This window comes from Xenorhabdus innexi, assembly GCF_002632485.1.
In the GTDB taxonomy this organism is placed as follows: domain Bacteria; phylum Pseudomonadota; class Gammaproteobacteria; order Enterobacterales; family Enterobacteriaceae; genus Xenorhabdus; species Xenorhabdus innexi.
Map to the genome: position 1 here is coordinate 1 of NZ_NIBU01000154.1, position 1,744 is coordinate 1,744.

1 rRNA gene is annotated in these 1,744 nt (G+C 53.2%); it reads left to right on the forward strand.

Features of this window, described 5'->3' with window-relative positions:
* The first annotated feature begins 155 nt into the window (after positions 1-155).
* A 16S ribosomal RNA gene (locus tag Xinn_RS20645) occupies positions 156-1,698 on the forward strand.
* Positions 1,699-1,744 lie beyond the last annotated feature (46 nt).

The following is a 1,744-nucleotide window of genomic DNA, read 5'->3' on the forward strand; positions in this document are numbered from 1 at the left end:
CCGCTCTTTAACAATTTATCAGACAATCTGTGTGGGCACTCGCAAGACCCTATCGACATGCCGAAAGGCAAAAAAGATTAAAGTCTTGAAGAGTGACTGAAACAGTTAATTCATTACGAACTAACAGTAACGATTCTTTGAGCATCAAACACTTTTAATTGAAGAGTTTGATCATGGCTCAGATTGAACGCTGGCGGCAGGCCTAACACATGCAAGTCGAGCGGCAGCGGGGGGAAGCTTGCTTCCCTGCCGGCGAGCGGCGGACGGGTGAGTAATGTCTGGGGATCTGCCCGGTAGAGGGGGATAACCACTGGAAACGGTGGCTAATACCGCATAACCTCTTAGGAGCAAAGTGGGGGACCTTCGGGCCTCACGCTATCGGATGAACCCAGATGGGATTAGCTAGTAGGTGGGGTAATGGCTCACCTAGGCGACGATCCCTAGCTGGTCTGAGAGGATGACCAGCCACACTGGGACTGAGACACGGCCCAGACTCCTACGGGAGGCAGCAGTGGGGAATATTGCACAATGGGCGCAAGCCTGATGCAGCCATGCCGCGTGTATGAAGAAGGCCTTCGGGTTGTAAAGTACTTTCAGCGGGGAGGAAGGCGTAGAACCGAATACGTTTTACGATTGACGTTACCCGCAGAAGAAGCACCGGCTAACTCCGTGCCAGCAGCCGCGGTAATACGGAGGGTGCAAGCGTTAATCGGAATTACTGGGCGTAAAGCGCACGCAGGCGGCCAATTAAGTTAGATGTGAAAGCCCCGGGCTTAACCTGGGAACGGCATCTAAGACTGGTTGGCTAGAGTCTCGTAGAGGGGGGTAGAATTCCACGTGTAGCGGTGAAATGCGTAGAGATGTGGAGGAATACCGGTGGCGAAGGCGGCCCCCTGGACGAAGACTGACGCTCAGGTGCGAAAGCGTGGGGAGCAAACAGGATTAGATACCCTGGTAGTCCACGCCGTAAACGATGTCAACTTGGAGGTTGTGGCCTTGAGCCGTGGCTTCCGGAGCTAACGCGTTAAGTTGACCGCCTGGGGAGTACGGTCGCAAGATTAAAACTCAAATGAATTGACGGGGGCCCGCACAAGCGGTGGAGCATGTGGTTTAATTCGATGCAACGCGAAGAACCTTACCTACTCTTGACATCCAGCGAAACCTTTAGAGATAGAGGTGTGCCTTCGGGAACGCTGAGACAGGTGCTGCATGGCTGTCGTCAGCTCGTGTTGTGAAATGTTGGGTTAAGTCCCGCAACGAGCGCAACCCTTATCCTTTGTTGCCAGCACGTTATGGTGGGAACTCAGGGGAGACTGCCGGTGATAAACCGGAGGAAGGTGGGGATGACGTCAAGTCATCATGGCCCTTACGAGTAGGGCTACACACGTGCTACAATGGCAGATACAAAGAGAAGCGACCTCGCGAGAGCAAGCGGAACTCATAAAGTCTGTCGTAGTCCGGATTGGAGTCTGCAACTCGACTCCATGAAGTCGGAATCGCTAGTAATCGTAGATCAGAATGCTACGGTGAATACGTTCCCGGGCCTTGTACACACCGCCCGTCACACCATGGGAGTGGGTTGCAAAAGAAGTAGGTAGCTTAACCTTCGGGAGGGCGCTTACCACTTTGTGATTCATGACTGGGGTGAAGTCGTAACAAGGTAACCGTAGGGGAACCTGCGGTTGGATCACCTCCTTAACCGAACGATAGCAGACTGTGAGTGTTCACACAGATTGTCTGATGA